Below are 17,752 nucleotides of genomic sequence, written 5' to 3'. Positions count from 1 at the left end.
CGGGTCGGCTCGCCGGGTCTTTCCGCCGCCCTCATCGCTGCTTCGGGGCGAGGCACCGGTCTCGCCCGTTCTTCGGACCCTTGCCGATACCGCCGGCATCGACTGGCGTTCGGCGCCTCGATCACGACGAAAATTCCTTGGCCATCCTCCGCCGGGGACTGTCCGGGCGGGCTTTCAGTCGAGATGGCGCACGGGCAGGAAGTTCACGGCGCGGCCGGTGAAGCGGGCGGTCGAGCCCGGGCGCCCGCCGGTCGGCGCGAAGCCGAGGGCGAGGATGTCGCCGGGGCGCTCGGCCACCAGCCGCCCGGCGTCCGGCAGGGCGGTTCCTTCCTCCAGCGCCCGGCGCTCCGGGTCGGCCAGAAGCGCGGCGATCGCGGTCTGCGAGCCGGCGGGGCGATGGGCATGTCGAGGGGCCGGCGCGGCAGCCGTCTTCGTCACCCGGCCGCCGCGCGGCGAGGGAATCGTGGCGGCGGGCGCATGGGCCGGGGCGCCGGTGCCGTGCGGTCGCGTGTCGAGCGAGGCTTCCAGGATCACCGGGCGCGCGTGCGGCACGGCTGTGGCCGGCGCGGGGGCTGCGAAGGCGGAGGCCAGAAGCGGCTCGGGCTCGGGTCTCGCCGGGACGGCGCCGGCGGCCTGTGCCATCAGCGCTTCCACCACCGGCCGCTCGCGCGGCGTCGGCACGCCGTGGGCGAAGGCGGCGGGCAAGGCGGGCTCGGGATCCTGCGTCAGCGCGGCGACGAGCGCCTCGTCGCTCGGCGTGATTTCGGGGACCGCCACCGGCGTGGCTTGCGCAACGGGTGCGCGCGCCGGGGCGTGGGTGGGCAGGGGAACGCGCTCGGGCTGGAGCGCGGCCACCAGCGTTTCTTCGGCGGCTGCCGGCGCCTTAGCCGGTGCCGAAGCGTCGAACCCGCCGTTGCCCGGCATCTCGGCGCCGGGCGGCAGGGCGGCGGGCTTCTGCGGCTTGGGCGCTGCCGCCGGCGGCGCTGCGGCCGGCGCGGCGCGCTTGGCGGTCAGCGTGTTCTCGGCGTCCGCTTCGTCCTCGGCCTCGTCGCGCCCGCCGCCGAACAAGGCGGCTAGGAACGAGCGGCGGGGCGCTGCGGCGGTGGAGCCGGCATCGGCCACCATCAGCTCGGACGCGCCCTTGCGCTTCTTGTAGGAGGCCATCGCCACGTCGTAGCCGGGCAGCGGCTTGCCGTCGGCGGGCAGGTGGATGGTCTTGCCGTCCGGGAAGATGCGGGTCAGTTCCTGCCGGCTCATGCGCGGCCAGTAGCGCCCCGAACCGACGTCGAAATGCACGAAGGGCGCGCCCGAACGCGGATAGAAGCCGACGCCGCCGATCTGCATTTTCAGGCCTATCTCGCGAAGCTTGGCGAGCGGCACGTCGGGAATGAAGAAGTCCACCGCCTTGCCCAGCATGTGCTGGGAATGCTCGGCAACGCCCGTATTGGCGGAGCGCGAGCGCAGCATCTTGTTGGTTTCGGGCGCGCGGAAGCCGCCGATCACGTGGATCGGCATATGCGAGCCGCTCTTCTGGTAGGCTTCCCAAAGGAGGTCGAGAAGGCGCGGGTCCATCGTGGTCGGCTGGTTGCGCCGCCAGTCGCGCAGCGCCCAGTTCGCCTTCTTCAGCCCGTCGGGCAGGTACTTGCCGTCGCGCTTGAAGGTGATCTCGGAGGATTCGTGCAGGTTGATGTGATAGATGCGCAGGGTGCGCGTCTCGGGACGTGCGGTGGCCGTGGTGCCCATCGCGCCGGCCGCGAGGCCGAGAATGACCACGGCGGTTCGGCGCATGCCGAACGCCCGCTTGAACGCGCGCTTTGCGATCATTCCGCCCCCTCAAGAACCACGGGATGGACATGGGCCATCTCGCGTTTTCGTGAATTCACCATGCCATAAAAATTACGACAGGACGAGGGCAGGCGTTGCGCGAGGCTGGAGAGCCCCGTCAGGAGGCTCGTTCCGACAGACTCGCGAGGCGGCGCAGCGCCAGACGATAGCCTTCCGTCCCGCACCCCGCGATCACCCCGTCGGCCCTCAGCGAAACGTAGGAATGGTGCCGGAAGCTTTCGCGCTGGTGGACGTTGGAGATGTGGACCTCGATCACCGGACCGTCGAAAGCCTTCAGCGCGTCGAGAATGGCGACCGAGGTGTGGGTGAAGGCGGCAGGGTTGATCGCGATGCCGGCGGCGACCTCCCGCGCCTCGTGAATCCAGTCGATCAGCGCGCCCTCGTGGTTGGACTGGTGGAAGCGGATCTCGTGGCCGAGTTCAGTGGCGAGCGCCCGGCAGTCCCGCTCCACGTCGGCGAGCGTCTCGCGCCCGTAGATCTCCGGCTGGCGGCGGCCGAGAAGGTTGAGATTGGGGCCGTTGAGAACGAAGAAGAGGCTCATGCCGAGGGTCCTGGACGGGTGGGAATCGCTGTCGTTCCGCCAAGAATACCAGATCCCGTCGATCCCCGAAGCGAAGGGCGGGAATGGACACGCGATGGGCGAATTTTCGGCGCTGTCCCCAGACGGCGCAACATTCGTTCGCAAAGCTTCGCCGCCCCGCAGTCTCCTTGGCTCGCGGAAAGGACAGGGGACCTTGTAGGTTCGGTCCGACGAATCGAAAGAGGAACCGGCATGATCAGGACACTTGGGCTCGCCGCCGCATGGGCGGCACTCATCATCGGGCAGGCGGGTGCGCAGGAGCCGACCAAGATCCTCAACGCCTCCTACGACATTTCGCGCGAGCTGTTCGAAAGCGTCAACGCCGGCTTTCGCGAAGCCTACAAGGCCGATCACGGCGGCGCCGACGTCACGGTGGACCAGAGCCACGGCGGCTCCTCGCGACAGGCGCGCGCCATCCTGGAAGGGCTGGAAGCGGACGTCGTCACCTTCAACCAGGTCACCGACATCGACGCCCTGGTGAAGGGCGGGTTCGTGGCCGGCGACTGGGCGAGCCGTTTCCCGGACAACGCCTCCCCCTATTATTCGCTGCCCGCCTTTCTGGTGCGCGCCGGCAACCCGAAAAACGTCCGCAACTGGGACGATCTCGTGCGCGACGACGTCAAGGTCGTCTTCCCCAATCCGAAGACGTCCGGAAACGCGCGCTACACCTATCTCGCCGCGACCGCCTTCGCCCGCGAGGCCTTCGGCGGGGACGAGGCCAAGGTGGAAGCGTTCGTCACCAAGCTCTTCCGCAACGTGCCGGTGTTCGACACGGGCGGGCGCGCGGCCACCACGACCTTCGTGGAGCGCGAGATCGGCGACGTCCTGATCACCTTCGAGGCCGAAACGCGCGGCATCGCCAAGGAGTTCGGCACCGATAAGTTCGAGACCGTGGTGCCTCCGGTCAGCCTCCTCGCCGAGTTTCCGGTGGCGGTGGTGGACAAGGTGGCCGAGAAGCGCGGGTCCGAGGCCCTCTCCAAGGCCTATCTCGACTATCTCTATACGCCCGCCGGCCAGCGCCTGATCGCCGAGAACGGCAACCGGGTGCGCGACGAGGGCGTGGCGAAGGAGTTCGCCGCCGACTTCCCGGAGACGCGCCTCCTCACCGTCGAGGACGTGTTCGGCGGCTGGGAAAAGGCGCAGGCCGAGCACTTCGCAGCCGGCGGCATCCTCGACAGGATCTACGGCGACCGCTAAGGCGCTTTTCCATCCGCCGGCCTTCGGGCCGTTCGATCGTCGGGGCCGGCTTCTTGCCGGCCTCGTTCGCATGTTCGGGAGTTTAAGCAAGCCCTTGTCCCGCCGCGTCCTGCCCGGCCTCCCGCTGACCCTCGGCTTCACGCTCCTGTTCGTGTCGGTGATTGTCTGCCTGCCGCTCGTCGCCCTGATCCTCAAGGCGGCAAGCCTCGGCCCGGCGGAATACTGGCGCATCGTGACGGGGCCGCGCGCGCTCGCGAGCTACCGCGTCACGTTGACGGCGGCGGCCTTCGCCACCCTCTTCAACGCCGTGTTCGGCCTCGTCCTCGCCTTCGTGCTGACGCGCTACCGCTTTCCCGGCCGTCGCGTGCTGGATGCGATGGTGGACCTGCCCTTCGCGCTGCCGACCGCCGTCGCCGGCATCGCGCTGACGACGCTCTTTGCCGCCAACGGCCCGTTCGGCTCCGCGCTGTCCGCGCTCGGGATCACGGTGGTCTACACGCCGCTCGGCATCGCGGTCGCCATGGCCTTTACCAGCCTGCCTTTCGTGGTGCGAACGGTGCAGCCGGTGCTGGAAGACCTCGACCCGGCGCTGGAGGAAGCGGCGCTGTCGCTCGGCGTGTCGGAGCCGCGCATCTTCGCGCGCGTTCTCCTGCCGCTGCTGGCGCCGGCGCTTCTGGCCGGCGTGTCCCTGTCCTTCGCGCGCTCGCTCGGCGAGTTCGGGGCGATCATCTTCATCGCCGGCAACCAGCCGCGCTCCACCGAGATCACCGCGCTTCTCGCCTTCATCCGGCTGGAGGAATACGACTATCCCGCTGCCGCCGCGCTCGCTTCCGTGATGCTTTTCGCCGCCTTCGTCATGCTGGTCGTCGTCGGCGCGCTGCAGGCGCGCGCCCTGCGCTACACCGGCCGGAGCTGACGCCCATGCGAGCCCCACCCAAAGCCCGGATCGGCGACACTCCCCTCGTGCGCCGCACGCTCATCGGGATCGTCGTCCTCGTCGCCCTCCTGATGCTGGTGGCGCCGCTCGTCGTGATCTTCGCGCAGGCCTTTTCCGCCGGCTGGGAGCGTTTCGGGGCGGCGATCCTCCATCCCGACACGCGACACGCCATCGGCCTCACCGTTCTGACCGCGCTGATCGCGGTGCCGGTCAATACCCTCTTCGGGGTCTCGGCCGCCTGGGCGGTGACGAAGTTCGACTTTCCCCTGAAGCGCCTTCTCATGGTGGCGATCGAGATCCCGTTCTCGGTGTCGCCGATCGTGGCAGGCGTCGCCTATCTCTTCGTCTACGGGCTGCAGGGCCTGTTCGGCCCCGCGCTTCAGGATGCGGGGGTGCAGGTGCTCTTCGCCCTGCCGGGCATCGTTCTCGCCTCCACCTTCGTCACCGCGCCGTTCGTCGCGCGCGAGCTGATCCCGCTGATGCAGGCGCAGGGGCGCGATCTGGAGGAGGCGGCGACCTCGCTCGGCGCGTCGGGCTTTCGCACCTTCCGGAAGGTGACCCTGCCCAATATCCGCTGGGCGCTGCTCTACGGCGTGGTGCTGTGCAACGCCCGCGTCATGGGCGAGTTCGGCGCCGTGTCCGTGGTGTCGGGCAACATCCGGGGGCAGACCAACACGCTGCCGCTTCATGTCGAGCTTCTCTACCACGACTACGACGCGGCCGGCGCCTTTGCCGCCGCCAGCATGCTGACGCTTCTCGCGCTTCTCACGCTCGCCCTGAAAGTGTGGCTGGAAGGGCGGGGCGCCGGGCGTCGGCGCCGCCGGCCGGCCGCCGATCTCGACATCATCCTGCCGCCCGGAGGCCCCGCCCGATGAAGATCAGCCTCCAGGGCATTTCGCGCGTCTTCGAAGGCGCGACGCCGGCCGTCGACGACGTGACGCTCGAGATCGGTAGCGGCAAGCTCGTGGCGCTTCTGGGGCCGTCGGGCTCGGGCAAGACCACGATCCTGCGCATGGTGGCCGGGCTCGACTTTCCCGATCGCGGCACGATCCGCTTCGGGCAGGAGGACGCGACCACGATCCCGGTGGCCAAACGCGGCGTCGGCTTCGTGTTCCAGCACTACGCCCTGTTTCCGCACATGACGCTCCACGAGAACATCGCCTTCGGCATGGAAGCGCTGCGGCCCAAGCGCTCAAAGCATGAGATCGCCGCGCGCGTCGAGGAGCTCCTCGGCCTCGTGCGCCTGCCGGGTTTGGGGGAGCGTTTCCCGGCGCAGATTTCCGGCGGTCAGCGGCAGCGCGTGGCGCTCGCCCGCGCGCTCGCCGTCGAGCCGCGCGTTCTCCTCCTCGACGAGCCCTTCGGTGCGCTCGACGCCGCCGTGCGCCGCGACCTTCGGCGCTGGCTGCGCGAGATCCACGACGAACTCGGCATCACCACGATCTTCGTCACCCACGACCAGGAGGAGGCGCTGGATCTCGCCGACGAGGTGGTGATCCTGCGCGACGGGCGCATCGTCCAGGCCGGCTCGCCCGCCACTGTGACACGCCGTCCCGTTTCGCCCTTCGTCCTCGAGTTCCTAGGCGACGCCAACCGCTTCACGGTGCCGGTGGAGGGCGGCGCGGTTCGGTTCGGCTCCCAGCGCTTGCCCGCGCCCGAAGGCCTCGCGGCCAGCGCCCAGCTCTTCGCCCGGCCGCGCGATCTCGTGTGGAAGCCGGCGGGCGAGGGGCTGCCGGTGCGCATCCAGCGCATTCTCGACCGGCCGGATTCGCGCCGCCTCGTCGCCCTGACGCACGAGGGCGTGGCCGTGGAACTCGACGTCGCGCCCGAAACGCAAGTCCGCGTCGGCGAGGACGGGGTGATCGGCGTCCTGCGCTGGCAGGTGTTTCCGGCCTGAGGGTGCCTGACAGGACCGCCGGGCCGAAGATGGCCGAGGAATCTTCGTCGCTTGGCACGCGCCGAACGCCATCGATACCGGCGGCATCGGTAGGAATCGGCAACGAAGCGGGCGGCGGAAAGGACCGGCCAGCCGACCCTGCGAGGTTTCGTCAGGGGCTCCGAGCCTCCGGCGCGGCCGCGCGTCGCCGCTCCAGCTCGGCCATGACCTCGCCGGCCAGATCCTTCAGCTCGGCCGCCTGCGCCGGGGCGAGCCCTTCGGGTCGGGCGACGTCGTCGACGACGCAGAGCGTGCCGAGGACATGGCCGTTCGGCGCGACGAGCGGCGCGCCGGCATAGAAGCGCAGGTGCGAGCCGCCGGTGACGAGCGGGTTGTCGCACGTGCGCGGATCGGCCGTCAGGTCCGGGATCACCAGAAGCTCGGTGCCTTTCAGGGCATGGGCGCAGACCGATTGGTCGAGCACCGTTTCGGACTGTTCGATCCCGATCTTGGCCTTGAACCACTGCCGGTCGCGGTCCACCAGGGTGACGAGGGCGACGGGCGCGGCGCAGGCGCGTGAGGCGGCGCGCACGAGCGCGTCGAACCGGGGCTCGGGCGGCGTGTCGAGAACGCCGTAGCCGTGCAGCGTGTCGAGACGCCTGGGGTCGAGAACCGCTTCCGGGATCGGACGGGAGTCCGGCATGCGATGGGTCCTTGCGATGGATCGGTAGCCTTGAGGGAAGCCGATCGGGCGGCCGAGCGCAACCCGAGCGACCCGGTGGATTGTCAGGGAAACGCGAAGGCCTCGCCCGGATGCATCGGGCGGAAGCGCTCGCGCGGCACGTGCGCGGCATCGAGGGCGGCGGCAAGCGCCTCGGCCGGCTGGTCGATCCCCTCGTCGGCAAGATGGAACGTGCCCCAGTGGAAGCCGAGCGCATCGCGCGCGCCGGTATCCTGGAAGATGCGCACGGATTCATCGGGGCTCACATGCTGGTCGCGCATGAACCAGCGCGGCTCGTAGGCGCCGATCGGCAGGAGGGCGAGGCGGGGGGCGCCGAAATCTTCGCGCACCCGGCGAAAGATCGCGCCGTCGCCATAGCCGGTGTCGCCGGAATGATAGACCGTGCCCGCTGGCGTCTCCAAGACGAAGCCGCTCCACAGCGCCATGCGCCGGTCGCGGATCCCGCGTGCCGACCAGTGCGAGGCCGGATGGAGGGTGACGGACACGCGTTCCGACAGGACGAAGCGGTCGCCCCAGTCGCCGGTGTCGACGCGCATCTCAGGCACGCGGGCGTGGATCACCGCATCATTGCCGAGCGGGGTGACGACGCGCGGGGCGTCCCGTGCCTCCAAACGCGCCAGCGTGGCGAGGTCCATGTGGTCGTAGTGGTTGTGCGAGACGAGCACGGCGTCGATCGGCGGCAGGTCGTCGAAGCGGATGCCGGGCGGGTCGATGCGAAGGGGCCCGAAGCGGCGGAAGGGGCTGGCGCGATCCGACCAGAGCGGGTCGAACAGGATGTTGAGACCGGCCGCCTGAAGGAGAATGCTGGCATGGCCGACGAAGGCGACGCGCAAGCCTTCCGAGCGCTCCGGCGGCGTGTCGGTCGGCAGCGTGGCGCGCGTCGCCGGCCAGGGAACGCGGGTCCCCTGCCGCTTCCATTTCCAGATCGCGGAAAACGGCTTGTCGGAGGTGAGCCCGTAGTTGGAAAAGCGCGTGCCGTCGAAATGGTCGCTCACTGGACCGGTGTAGTAGGGGTTCTTCATTCGCCGTCCCAAGCCGTTGCCGCGCCGCTCCTCGAATTGGGCGGCGCGGGCGGGCGTGGCAAGGGCCCCCGCGTCAATGCGCGGCGGCGGTCTCCGGCGGATGGCCGAGGGCGTGGAGAATGCCGCGCAGCTCGGCCAGCCCCCGCATACGGCCCGTCGCCGGGTAGCCCGGCGTCACGTCCTTGTGGAGGTCGTCCAGCATCCGGTGCCCGTGGTCGGAGCGGAAGACGATCGTCTCGCCCTTGTCGCGCCGCCGGTCCTCGTCGACGAGTTCGCGCAGGACCGCCACCATGTCGACATCGCCATCGAGATGGGCCGATTCGTGGAAGGTGCGCGGGTCCGCCTCGCGGCGCGTGGCGCGCAGGTGGGCGAAATGGATGCGCGAGGCGAAGCGCCGGGCGATCGCGGGGAGGTCGTTCCCCTCGCGAACGCCGAGACTCCCCGTGCAGAAGCACATGCCGTTGGCCGGCGAGGGAACGGCGTCGAAGATCGCCGCGTAGTCCTCGGCCGTCGAGGCGATGCGCGGCAGGCCGAAGAGCGGGCGCGGCGGGTCGTCGGGGTGGAGCGTCAGCTTGACGCCGAGCTTCTCGGCCGCCGGCGTCACCGCCTGCAGAAACTCGACGAGGTGGCGGCGCAGGCGCGCGGCGTCGATGCCCCGATACTGGTCGAGCTTGTCGCGAAAGCCGGGGATCGTCATCGGCTCGGTGGTGGAGCCCGGCAGGGCGCTGGTGATGTTGCGCACGAGATCGGCGATCTCGCCCTCGCTCATCGCCTCGAACCGGGCTCGGGCCCGCTCCTGCTCGGCTCGGCTGTATTCGGCTTTCGCACCGTCGCGCTCGAGGATGTGGAGTTCGAAGGCGGCGAAGGTTTCGAAGTCGAAGCGCATCGCGGTGGCGCCCGTGTCGGTCACGAAGTCGAGTTCGGTGCGGCACCAGTCCACCACCGGCATGAAGTTGTAGCAGACGATCGGGATGCCGGCCTCGGCCACGCTCTCAAGGCTCGCGATCCAGGCCTCGATCTCGGCCGTGGCCGCGCGTCCCGTGCGCTTCACCGCGTCCGGGATCGGGATGCTTTCCACCACGGACCAGCGTAAGGGGACGCGGCCGGGGGGCGTCGTCTCGACCAGGTCGCGGCGCGCGGCCACGTCTTCGCGCGTCCAGGGCGCGCCGATCGGCACCTCGTGCAGCGAGGACACGACGTCGGTGGCGCCGACCTGACGTACCTCGTCGAGCGTCACCGGAGCCTTCGGCCCGAACCATCTCCAACCCTGGCGCATCGGCAATCCTTTTCGTGTTTCACGTGAAATAATCGGGGTGGCGTTCGCGCAGGGCCGCGACATCGGGAATGACGGCGTGAAGATGAGCTTCGATCGCGCCTCGCGCGCCCGGCGCGTCGCCCGCCGCCACCCGGTCGCGGATCAGGCGGTGCTCGGCGACCACCCCTTCCATCCGCCCGAAGGCCGGCAGGGTCAGGCGCCGCGCCCGGTCGATCTGGATCTTCACCTGCGTGACGAGGCGCCAGACGCCGGGATGACCCGCGATCGCGGCCAGCTCCGCGTGAAAGGCCTCGTCGGCCTCGTGAAAGGCATCCGTGTCGCCGCCCGCTGCCAGAACGCTCTGCTGGGCCAGGATGGCGTCGAGCCGGAACAGGTTCTTGTGGGAAGGGGAAAGGGCGGCCTTCTCCACGGTGGCGCCTTCCAACGCCGTTCGGACAAGGACGGCTTCGGGGATGACATGGACGGGCACGCGTGAGACGAAGGTGCCCGACTGCGGGAACACGTCGACGAGTTCCATTTCGGCCAGCCGGATCAGCGCTTCCCGGACCGGGGTGCGCGACACGCCGAAACGCTCCACGAGAGCGCGATCGTTGAGCGGAGTACCGGGTTTCAAGCGCAGGGAGACGATCTCGTCCAACAGCGTCTGGAAGATACGGGTCGCGGTGGTGACCCGCCCGATCGGGCGGGCGCGTGCGACGGGAGAGGGGACGTGTTCCATGGCCACGAAGAGACGCCGTTGAGGAATTGACATTCTAATATATCAATGAGTACGGATTGCCAAGGCGCGTGCCGGATCGCTGCGACCGGAACCCGTTCGTGCCGTCCGATCTCTCAAGCTTCTTCCGAAAGGCTCCCCCCCGCGATGTCCGAGCTTTCGTTCCGCGCCCTGTCGGCTTTGCCGGGTTCCGTGTCCCGTCCCCGCTACGATCGGGCGCATGCCAGGATCGGCATCGTGCATCTCGGGCTCGGCGCGTTTCAGCGCGCCCACCAGGCCGTCTACACCGAAGAGGTGCTGGCGGGCGGCGATCTAGAATGGGGGATCGCCGGCGTTTCGCTGCGCAGCCCCGAAACTCGGGATGCCCTGGTCCCGCAGGACGGGCTCTACACGGTGGCGGTGCGGTCGGGCCAAGGCGACCGGTTGCAGGTGATCGGCTCGGTGCTCCGGTCGCTGGTGGCGCCCGAAGACCCGGAAGCCGTGCTGGCACTCCTTGCGGCGCGAGACACGCGCATCGTGTCGCTGACGGTGACGGAAAAGGGGTATTGCCACAATCCGGCCACGGGCGAACTCGACGAGGCGCATGCCGATATCCGCCACGATCTCGCCCATCCAAAAGCGCCGCGCTCGGCGCCTGGCTTCCTGGTGGAAGCGCTGGCGCGCCGGCAGGCGGCGGGAATCCTGCCCTTCACCGTCCTGTCCTGCGACAACCTTCCCGCCAACGGGCAGACGGCGCGGCGCGTGGTGACGCGGCTGGCGCACCTGCGGGACGAGGCGCTCGGCGCCTTCGTCGAAGGCGAGGTGGCGTTTCCCTCCACCATGGTGGATCGCATCGTGCCCGCCACCACGGACGACGACCGCGCCTTCGTGGCACAAGCGCTCGGGGTTCGCGACGCCTGGCCGGTGATGACCGAGCCGTTCACGCAATGGGTGATCGAGGACCGCTTCCCGACCGGGCGCCCCGCTTGGGAGCGGGCGGGCGCGAGCTTCACGAGCGATGTCGAGCCGTTCGAGCTGATGAAGCTTCGCCTTCTCAACGGCTCGCATTCGACGCTGAGCTATCTCGGCTATCTCGCCGGCTTCGAGACCGTGTCGGACGTGATGGGCGCGCCGCGCTTCGCCGAGTTCCTAGCCGCCATGATGCGCGAAGAGATCGCGCCGACGCTGCCCCCGCTTCCCGGCTTCGACCTCGGCGCCTATCAGCGCCAGCTTCTCCAGCGCTTCCAAAATCCGGCGCTGCGCCACCGCACATGGCAGATCGCCATGGACGGCTCGCAGAAGATCCCGCAGCGGCTTCTGGGCACGATCCGCCACCGTCTGGCGGCGGGCGCCCCGTTCGAGCGGCTGGCGCTGGGGCTTGCCGGATGGATGCGCTATGTGGCGGGCTCGCGGGACGGGGGCGAGCCGATCGACGTGCGCGACCCGCTTGGGGTCCGGCTGCGCGCGCTTTGCGACGAGGCGGGGCCGGGGCCCAAGCGCCAGGCCGCGGCGCTCTTGTCGGTTCGCGAGGTGTTCGGAGACGACCTTCCCGCCGATCCGGCGTTTCGCGAGGCGGTGACCGGGGCCCTGGCAGAGGTGATGGCGCGCGGCGCCGCCGGCGCGGTGGCGGCGCGGGCTTGAGGCCTTAAGGTCAGACGCCGCGCATCAGCCCGCCGTCGACGCGCAGGTTCTGCCCCGTGATGTAGCCGGCGCCCTCGGACGCCAGGAAGGCGATCGTGGCGGCGATCTCGGCCATGGTGCCGTAGCGCTTCATGGGAACGCTCGTCCGCCGCTCCTCCGTGCCGGGCAGGCTGTCGATCCAGCCGGGCAGGACGTTGTTCATGCGAACGCCGTGGGGCGCGAACTCGTCGGCGAAGAGCTTGGTGTAGGCGGCAAGCCCCGCCCGGAACACGGCCGAGGTCGGAAACAGGGCGCTCGGCTCGAAGGCCCAGGCGGTGGATACGTTGACGATGGCCCCGACCCCTTGCGCCTTCATGATCGGGGCGATGAGACGGGTCGGGCGAACGACGTTGAGAAGGTAGACCTCGAGCCCCCGGTGCCAGTCCTCGTCCGTGATCTGGGTGACGGGCGCGCGGGGCCCGTGCCCGGCGCTGTTGACGAGCGCGTCGATCCGCCCCCAGCGCTCCAGCGCCCCATCGACGAGGCGCTGAAGGTCGCCTTCGGACTGGTTGGAGCCGGTGACCCCGAAGCCCCCGAGCTCGCCCGCCAGCGCCTCGCCCTTGCCGGACGAGGACAGGATCGCGACGCGGTATCCGTCCTCGGCCAGGCGCCGCGCGGCCGCCGCGCCCATGCCGCTGCCGCCGGCCGTGATGATCGCCACCTTCTCGCCCATGACTTTCCCGTCCCTTCGATTCGAACGGGACGCCGGAAAGCGCCCCGTTCGACCATCGTGGCACCCGGCGGCCGAGGAGGCCAGTCGGCTAGTGCGCCGCGCCCGAGCCGCCGACCGAAACGATCGTGTAGGGCGTGCCGGGAACCGCGATCGTGCCCGTTTCCTCCAGCGTGTCGGTGGACACGAGGCGCACGAGGCCGGCGCGCGGGTCGGTGAGGGCGATGCGATCGCCGGCGACCGCGAGGCGCGGGCGCGCATCGCGCCAGTGGCCGTCCATGGAATAGGGCTCGGTGATGCGGGCGCTCCGGGCGATCCTGCCGTCCAGGACGTCGAGAACGTGGAGGTCCCCGTCCTCCGTGAGGATGTAGGCGTTGCGCGCCTTGGCGGGATCGAGCGCGAAATCGACGCGCCGGGTCGGCAGGTCGACCTTGAGGAAGGGCCGGTCCGCCCCCGGCTCGATCACCACGACGGCGCGCGGGCCGTAGTTGCCGAGGAAGAAGCGCATCGCGGTGCCGCCCTTCAGGGTCGACACGTTGCCCTCGCCAAGCGCTTGCGTCCCGATATGCGTGAGCGTCGGCGCCCCACCGTTCTCGCCGGGCGTCGCCACGACGATCCCGTCCCGGCAGCCGAAGGCGAACGTGCGGGCGGACTGCGCCTGACCGTGGACACCGGGGCAGGGGGTGATCCCGCCGACCTGAACGCCGTCCCGGTCGAGAACTTTGAGGCCGGCGCGCGGCGCGCTGGGATCGGCGCCGGGCACCGATACCACGAGATGGTCGCCCATCGGAGCGGCCAGACCGTGATGGGCCGGACCCGTCTTCACCCGTCGCGGTCGCCATGGGCCGGCGAGGAGATCGGCCTCCCGGAACAGGGTGACGTCGCCCGTGCCGTCGTCGAACAGGGCGAGACGGCCGGAGCCCTCTACAAGGTGGGCGGGCGTCGTGCCTTCGATCACCGTCGGCAGGAGCTTGGCCGCGTCCACGGAAAGATCGGCATGGTCGCCGTGGTCCTCGAAGGCGAGGCCCGAGGCGATCGCCGCCACCCGGCCCCGATCGCCCTGCACCGCGAAGACCGTGCGTCCGCTGTCGGAGCGGGAGAGAGCCGGGGATGCGTCGATCCGAAACATGCCGGCTTCGGCTCCGGCTCCGGTTTCGAGATCGAAGGCGCGGACCACGCCTTCGGCATGATCGCCGACGAACAGACGGTGATGCGTCCGGCTTTCGGAATCGGCCTCTTGCGCCCGCGACGGGGCGGGCGCCGCCAGAACGAGCGCAAGGGCGAGACCCAGCGAGAGGTGGTGGAGGTGCGGGGCGTGGTTCTTCATTCTCGTCTCCATTCGATCGAGAATGTTTTGTTATCTCATAACATAATTTGAGGCTAGGGCGTTGGCGTTCTGATTGGGCTGGAGCGGACGGGGCAAGCCGTTACCCGGCTTTCCGGTTTTGTTCCCCCTGGCCGGACGCGCATCTTGCAAACGCCGGGTCGGCATGCCTTGGTGGCCGAAAGCCGGGACGAAACGCGACACGGCATCGAGAGCCCATGAGTTGAGCCCATGCCCGAACCCCTTTCGCGGACCTCCACCGGCAATCCGGAACTGGACCTGATCCTCGACGGGGGGCTTCCGACGGGGCGCCTGTATCTGGTGGAAGGAACGCCGGGCTCGGGCAAGACGACGATGGCGCTGCGCTTCCTTCTGGACGGCGTCGCGCGCGGCGAGCGCTGCCTCTACATCACCCTGTCGGAAACGCGCGACGAGCTTCTGGCGGTCGCCGCCGCGCACGGGTTCGATCTGACTGATATCGACATCTTCGAGCTCGCCTCCGCCGACGAGGTCTTAGGCACGGGGCGCGAGCAGACGGTGCTCCATGCGTGGGAGATGGAACTCGGGGGAACGATCCGCCTGATCCAGGACGAGGTGGAGCGCACGGGGCCCCGGCGCGTCGTCTTCGACAGTCTGTCGGAAATGCGGCTCCTGGCGCAGGATCCGCTGCGCTACCGGCGGCAGGTCCTGCTCCTGAAGCAGTTCTTCGCGCCGCGCGAGGCGACCGTCCTTCTGATCGACGACCTGACGACCGACGGCGGGCGGCGCGATTCGCACCTTCATTCCCTTTGCCACGGCGTCGTCACGCTGGAACGGCTGACGCTGGATTTCGGCGCGGCGCGGCGCCGCCTGCAGGTCCAGAAGCTGCGCGGGGTCGATTTCGTCGCCGGCTACCACGACTTCACCATCCGCCACGGTGGCCTCGACGTGTATCCGCGCCTGATCGCGTCCACCCACCATACGCCCTTTGCCGGCGAACCGATGCCGAGCGGCATCGCCGAACTCGACGCGCTTCTCCATGGCGGCCCCTTGCGCGGCACGTCGACGCTGATCACCGGCCCGGCGGGCGCGGGCAAGACCACGATCGCGCTCCAGTTCGTGGCGGCGGCCTGCCGGCGCGGCGAGCCCTGCACGATCTACGAGTTCGACGAGCGCGTGGGCACGATGATGGTGCGCGCCCGGGCGATGGGGCTCGACCTCCAGAGCCATCTCGACAGCGGGCTCCTGCGCATCCGCCAGATCGACCCGGCCGAAGTGTCGCCCGGCGAGTTCGCCTGGGGCGTCCGGCGGGAGGTCGAGGAGCGCGACTGCCGCCTTCTCGTGATCGACAGCCTCAACGGCTACATGGCGGCCATGCCGCAGGAACAGCAGCTGATCCTGCAGATCCATGAGCTCCTGTCCTATCTCAACCAGAAGGGCGTCGGCACCTTCCTGATCAACCCGCAGCACGGCCTCGTCGGCACCATGGTGACCGGCTCGCTCGACATTTCCTATGTCGCCGACGCCGTGCTCCTCATTCGCTTCTTCGAGGCGGACGGGCGCATCCGCAAGGCGATCTCGGTTCTGAAGAACCGGGGCGGCCCGCACGAGGACGCCATTCGCGAGCTGCGCGTGGACGGCCACGGGGTGCGCGTCGGCGCGCCGCTCGTGCATTTCCGCGGCGTTCTGACGGGAACGCCGGAATATGTCGGCCAGGTCGATCCTCTGATGGAAGATCGGACGCGTGCATAGGCGGGGAGTGCGAGGCTTTCAGGTTCTCGTCTGCGCGCCGTTCGGGCGTGACGGGGAGAGCTTGGTGGGTGTTCTCCAGCGCGAGGGCTACAGCGCCGAACTGACGGGCGATCTGCGAACGCTCGGCGCCCGCATGGCGCAGGACGAGGGGCAGGCCGTCGGTGCCGTGCTCCTGACGGAAGAAGCGCTGCAGGCGGGGGCGGAGGCCCTGACCCGAGCCCTAACCGTGCAGCCGGAATGGTCCGACATTCCGGTGGTGCTTCTCGCCTCGCGCCGTTCGGGGCCCTCGGAACCGGTGGACCGGTTCCGCCGCATCCTGCCGGGAAGCGTCACCAACATCGTGACCCTGGAGCGCCCGCTCGGTATCGAATCGCTCGTGTCCTCGCTGGCTTCCGTGATGCGCGCGCGCCAGAAGCAGTTCGAGATGCGCGACCGGCTGGCCGAACTGACGCTCAGCCGCGAGGCTCTGGCCGCCAGCGAGCGCCAGCTTCGTCTCGTCGCGGATTCCTTGCCCGTCCTCATTGCCTTCGTGGACCGCGATCTCGTCTACCGCTTCGCCAACCGGGCCTACGAGGACTGGTTCGGCTTCGAGCCGGACGCGGTGATCGGGCTGACCATCCCCCAGCTCCTGGGGGCGGAAGCGTTCGAAACGCGCCGCGAAGGCGTCGCCATGGCGCTGCGGGGCGAGGTCTTCCAGACGGAGACGCGGTTCTCCGGCTATGGCGGGCGCGGCGACGACCGCCTGGCCGAGGTGCGCTATCTCCCGCGCTTCGACGTAGGCGGCGGGGTCGACGGGTTTCACATCTTCGTTCTCGACATCACCGAGCGCAAGCGGCTGGAAAACGACCTGCGCGAGGCGGCGGCCATGCTGGAAGGGCGCGTCGCCGAGCGCACCGCCGAGCTTTCGGCCGAGATGACGCGGCGCGAGGGCGTCGAGGACGCGCTGCGCCAGTCGCAGAAGATGGAGGCGATCGGCCAGCTGACGGGCGGCATCGCGCACGACTTCAACAACATGCTGGCAGGCGTCATCGGATCGCTCGATCTGATGCGCCGACGCTGGGAGCGGGGCGACTACGCGGCCCTGCCGCGCTACATCGACAACGCGTCCCAGGCGGCGGGGCGGGCGGCGACCCTGACCTCGCGCCTTCTCGCCTTCGGCCGGCGCCAGTCGCTCGACCTGGTGCCGGTGGATCTGAAGGCCATCGTCGGCGGCATGGAGGATCTCCTGCGCCGCACGCTCGGCGAGAACATCGAGATCGTGACCGAGCTCGGCGCAGAGGCGCTCGTCGCGCGCACCGACGTCAGCCAGCTCGAGAACTCGCTCCTGAACCTCGCGATCAACGCGCGCGACGCGATGCCGGACGGCGGGCGGCTCACCATCGCGGTGCGCCGGGCGGGGCCGGACGAGGCGGGGCCTCGCTTCGGGCCGGGCGAGTTCGTGGTCCTGTCGGTGTCCGACACGGGCACGGGCATGTCGCCCGAAACCTTGGCCAAGGCGTTCGAGCCCTTCTTCACCACCAAGCCGATCGGGCAGGGGACGGGCCTCGGCCTGTCGCAGATCTACGGCTTCGCGCGCCAGTCCGGCGGCCATGTCGCGATCGACAGCGAGGAAGGGCGGGGCACCACGATCCGGCTTCTCCTGCCGCTCGAGGTCGCCACCGCCGCCGTCGAAGAAGCCGAGATGCGCGAAGCGCCGGCCGGCGAGGGCGAAAGCGTCCTCATCGTCGAGGACGAGGGGCTGGTGCGCATGCTGATCACCGACGTTCTCGCCGATCTCGGCTACCAGCCGATCGAGGTGGGAAGCGCCGACGACGCGCTGCCGATCCTCCAGTCGGGCGCGCGCATCGATCTCATGGTCACCGATGTCGGGCTGCCGGGCATGAACGGGCGCCAGCTCGCCGAGATCGCGCGCCGGCTCCGGCCGGATTTGAAGATCCTGTTCGTGACGGGCTATGCGGAAACGGCGTCCGTGCGCGGCGAGTTCCTGGACGAGGGCATGGACCTCATCGGCAAGCCCTTCGAATACGACGCGCTCGGCGCCAAGGTGCGCGCGATGATCGCGGGGCCGGACGCGGCGGGATAGGGCCGGCGGCACCCTCGGCGGAGCATCGGCCGGGAGCCGAAACGCCAAGGTCGGAGCCGTTTCCCGAGGCTGCAGGGAGGCGGGAGGTGCGGCCGACC

The 17,752-nt window shown here is 69.8% G+C and carries 15 protein-coding genes; 7 read left to right on the top strand and 8 right to left on the bottom strand.

Going from position 1 to position 17,752, the window contains the following annotated elements:
- Positions 1-174: 174 nt before the first annotated feature.
- Together H7A85_RS13885 and aroQ are read right to left on the bottom strand one after the other, a co-directional pair.
- A complete protein-coding gene (locus tag H7A85_RS13885) occupies positions 175-1,824 on the bottom strand; it encodes a DUF882 domain-containing protein (RefSeq protein WP_182086537.1) in 1,650 nt (549 codons plus the stop codon).
- Between the two features lie 118 nt (positions 1,825-1,942).
- Entirely contained in the window at positions 1,943-2,386 is a 444-nt protein-coding gene (gene aroQ, locus H7A85_RS13880) for a type II 3-dehydroquinate dehydratase (RefSeq protein WP_182086536.1), read from the bottom strand.
- 231 nt (positions 2,387-2,617) lie between these two features.
- Between aroQ and cysP the strand changes: the two genes are divergently transcribed.
- The 4 genes from cysP (at position 2,618) to H7A85_RS13860 (ending at position 6,453) form a co-directional block, all read left to right on the top strand.
- Positions 2,618-3,622, top strand: coding sequence for a thiosulfate ABC transporter substrate-binding protein CysP (gene cysP, locus H7A85_RS13875; RefSeq protein WP_182086535.1), 1,005 nt, complete (start codon positions 2,618-2,620; stop codon positions 3,620-3,622).
- A 70-nt stretch (positions 3,623-3,692) separates the two neighbouring features.
- Positions 3,693-4,538: a sulfate ABC transporter permease subunit CysT gene (gene cysT / locus H7A85_RS13870; RefSeq protein ID WP_182086534.1), complete on the top strand. Its 846-nt coding sequence runs from the start codon at positions 3,693-3,695 to the stop codon at positions 4,536-4,538.
- Between the two features lie 5 nt (positions 4,539-4,543).
- Positions 4,544-5,434, top strand: a complete 891-nt coding sequence (gene cysW, locus H7A85_RS13865) for a sulfate ABC transporter permease subunit CysW (RefSeq protein WP_182086533.1) — start codon at positions 4,544-4,546, stop codon at positions 5,432-5,434.
- Complete coding sequence (locus tag H7A85_RS13860; RefSeq protein ID WP_182086532.1) at positions 5,431-6,453, top strand: sulfate/molybdate ABC transporter ATP-binding protein; 1,023 nt, start codon at positions 5,431-5,433, stop codon at positions 6,451-6,453. Before cysW ends, H7A85_RS13860 begins: the two co-directional genes overlap by 4 nt.
- Positions 6,454-6,604: 151 nt before the next feature.
- Here H7A85_RS13860 and H7A85_RS13855 read toward each other — a convergent pair whose 3' ends face one another.
- The 4 genes from H7A85_RS13855 to H7A85_RS13840 form a co-directional block, all read right to left on the bottom strand.
- Complete coding sequence (locus H7A85_RS13855) at positions 6,605-7,135, bottom strand: GAF domain-containing protein (RefSeq protein ID WP_182086531.1); 531 nt, start codon at positions 7,133-7,135, stop codon at positions 6,605-6,607.
- Positions 7,136-7,218: 83 nt separating this feature from the next.
- Positions 7,219-8,196, bottom strand: coding sequence for an MBL fold metallo-hydrolase (locus H7A85_RS13850; protein ID WP_182086530.1), 978 nt, complete (start codon positions 8,194-8,196; stop codon positions 7,219-7,221).
- 73 nt (positions 8,197-8,269) lie between these two features.
- Complete coding sequence (gene uxuA / locus H7A85_RS13845) at positions 8,270-9,472, bottom strand: mannonate dehydratase (protein WP_182086529.1); 1,203 nt, start codon at positions 9,470-9,472, stop codon at positions 8,270-8,272.
- A gap of 19 nt (positions 9,473-9,491) precedes the next feature.
- Positions 9,492-10,190, bottom strand: a complete 699-nt coding sequence (locus tag H7A85_RS13840) for a GntR family transcriptional regulator (RefSeq protein ID WP_182086605.1) — start codon at positions 10,188-10,190, stop codon at positions 9,492-9,494.
- Between the two features lie 144 nt (positions 10,191-10,334).
- On the opposite strand from H7A85_RS13840, the gene H7A85_RS13835 reads away from it, so the two are divergent.
- Positions 10,335-11,807 carry a mannitol dehydrogenase family protein gene (locus H7A85_RS13835; RefSeq protein WP_182086528.1) on the top strand — a complete coding sequence of 491 codons (1,473 nt, stop codon included), beginning with the start codon at positions 10,335-10,337 and terminating at the stop codon, positions 11,805-11,807.
- A 10-nt stretch (positions 11,808-11,817) separates the two neighbouring features.
- Here H7A85_RS13835 and H7A85_RS13830 read toward each other — a convergent pair whose 3' ends face one another.
- Together H7A85_RS13830 and H7A85_RS13825 are read right to left on the bottom strand one after the other, a co-directional pair.
- Positions 11,818-12,519 carry an SDR family oxidoreductase gene (locus tag H7A85_RS13830; protein WP_182086527.1) on the bottom strand — a complete coding sequence of 234 codons (702 nt, stop codon included), beginning with the start codon at positions 12,517-12,519 and terminating at the stop codon, positions 11,818-11,820.
- 88 nt (positions 12,520-12,607) lie between these two features.
- Positions 12,608-13,843, bottom strand: a complete 1,236-nt coding sequence (locus H7A85_RS13825; RefSeq protein WP_182086526.1) for a metallochaperone AztD — start codon at positions 13,841-13,843, stop codon at positions 12,608-12,610.
- A gap of 228 nt (positions 13,844-14,071) precedes the next feature.
- Here H7A85_RS13825 and H7A85_RS13820 point away from each other — a divergent pair, with 228 nt between their 5' ends.
- Positions 14,072-15,571 (top strand): ATPase domain-containing protein, encoded by a 1,500-nt coding sequence (locus tag H7A85_RS13820; RefSeq protein ID WP_182086525.1) that lies wholly within the window; start codon positions 14,072-14,074, stop codon positions 15,569-15,571.
- Positions 15,564-17,654 (top strand): PAS domain-containing sensor histidine kinase, encoded by a 2,091-nt coding sequence (locus H7A85_RS13815; RefSeq protein ID WP_182086524.1) that lies wholly within the window; start codon positions 15,564-15,566, stop codon positions 17,652-17,654. Before H7A85_RS13820 ends, H7A85_RS13815 begins: the two co-directional genes overlap by 8 nt.
- Positions 17,655-17,752: the final 98 nt, after the last annotated feature.

The organism is Aureimonas sp. ME7, assembly GCF_903970965.1.
Taxonomy (GTDB): Bacteria; Pseudomonadota; Alphaproteobacteria; order Rhizobiales; family Rhizobiaceae; genus Aureimonas.
This window is presented reverse-complemented; position numbering and strand designations above follow the sequence as displayed.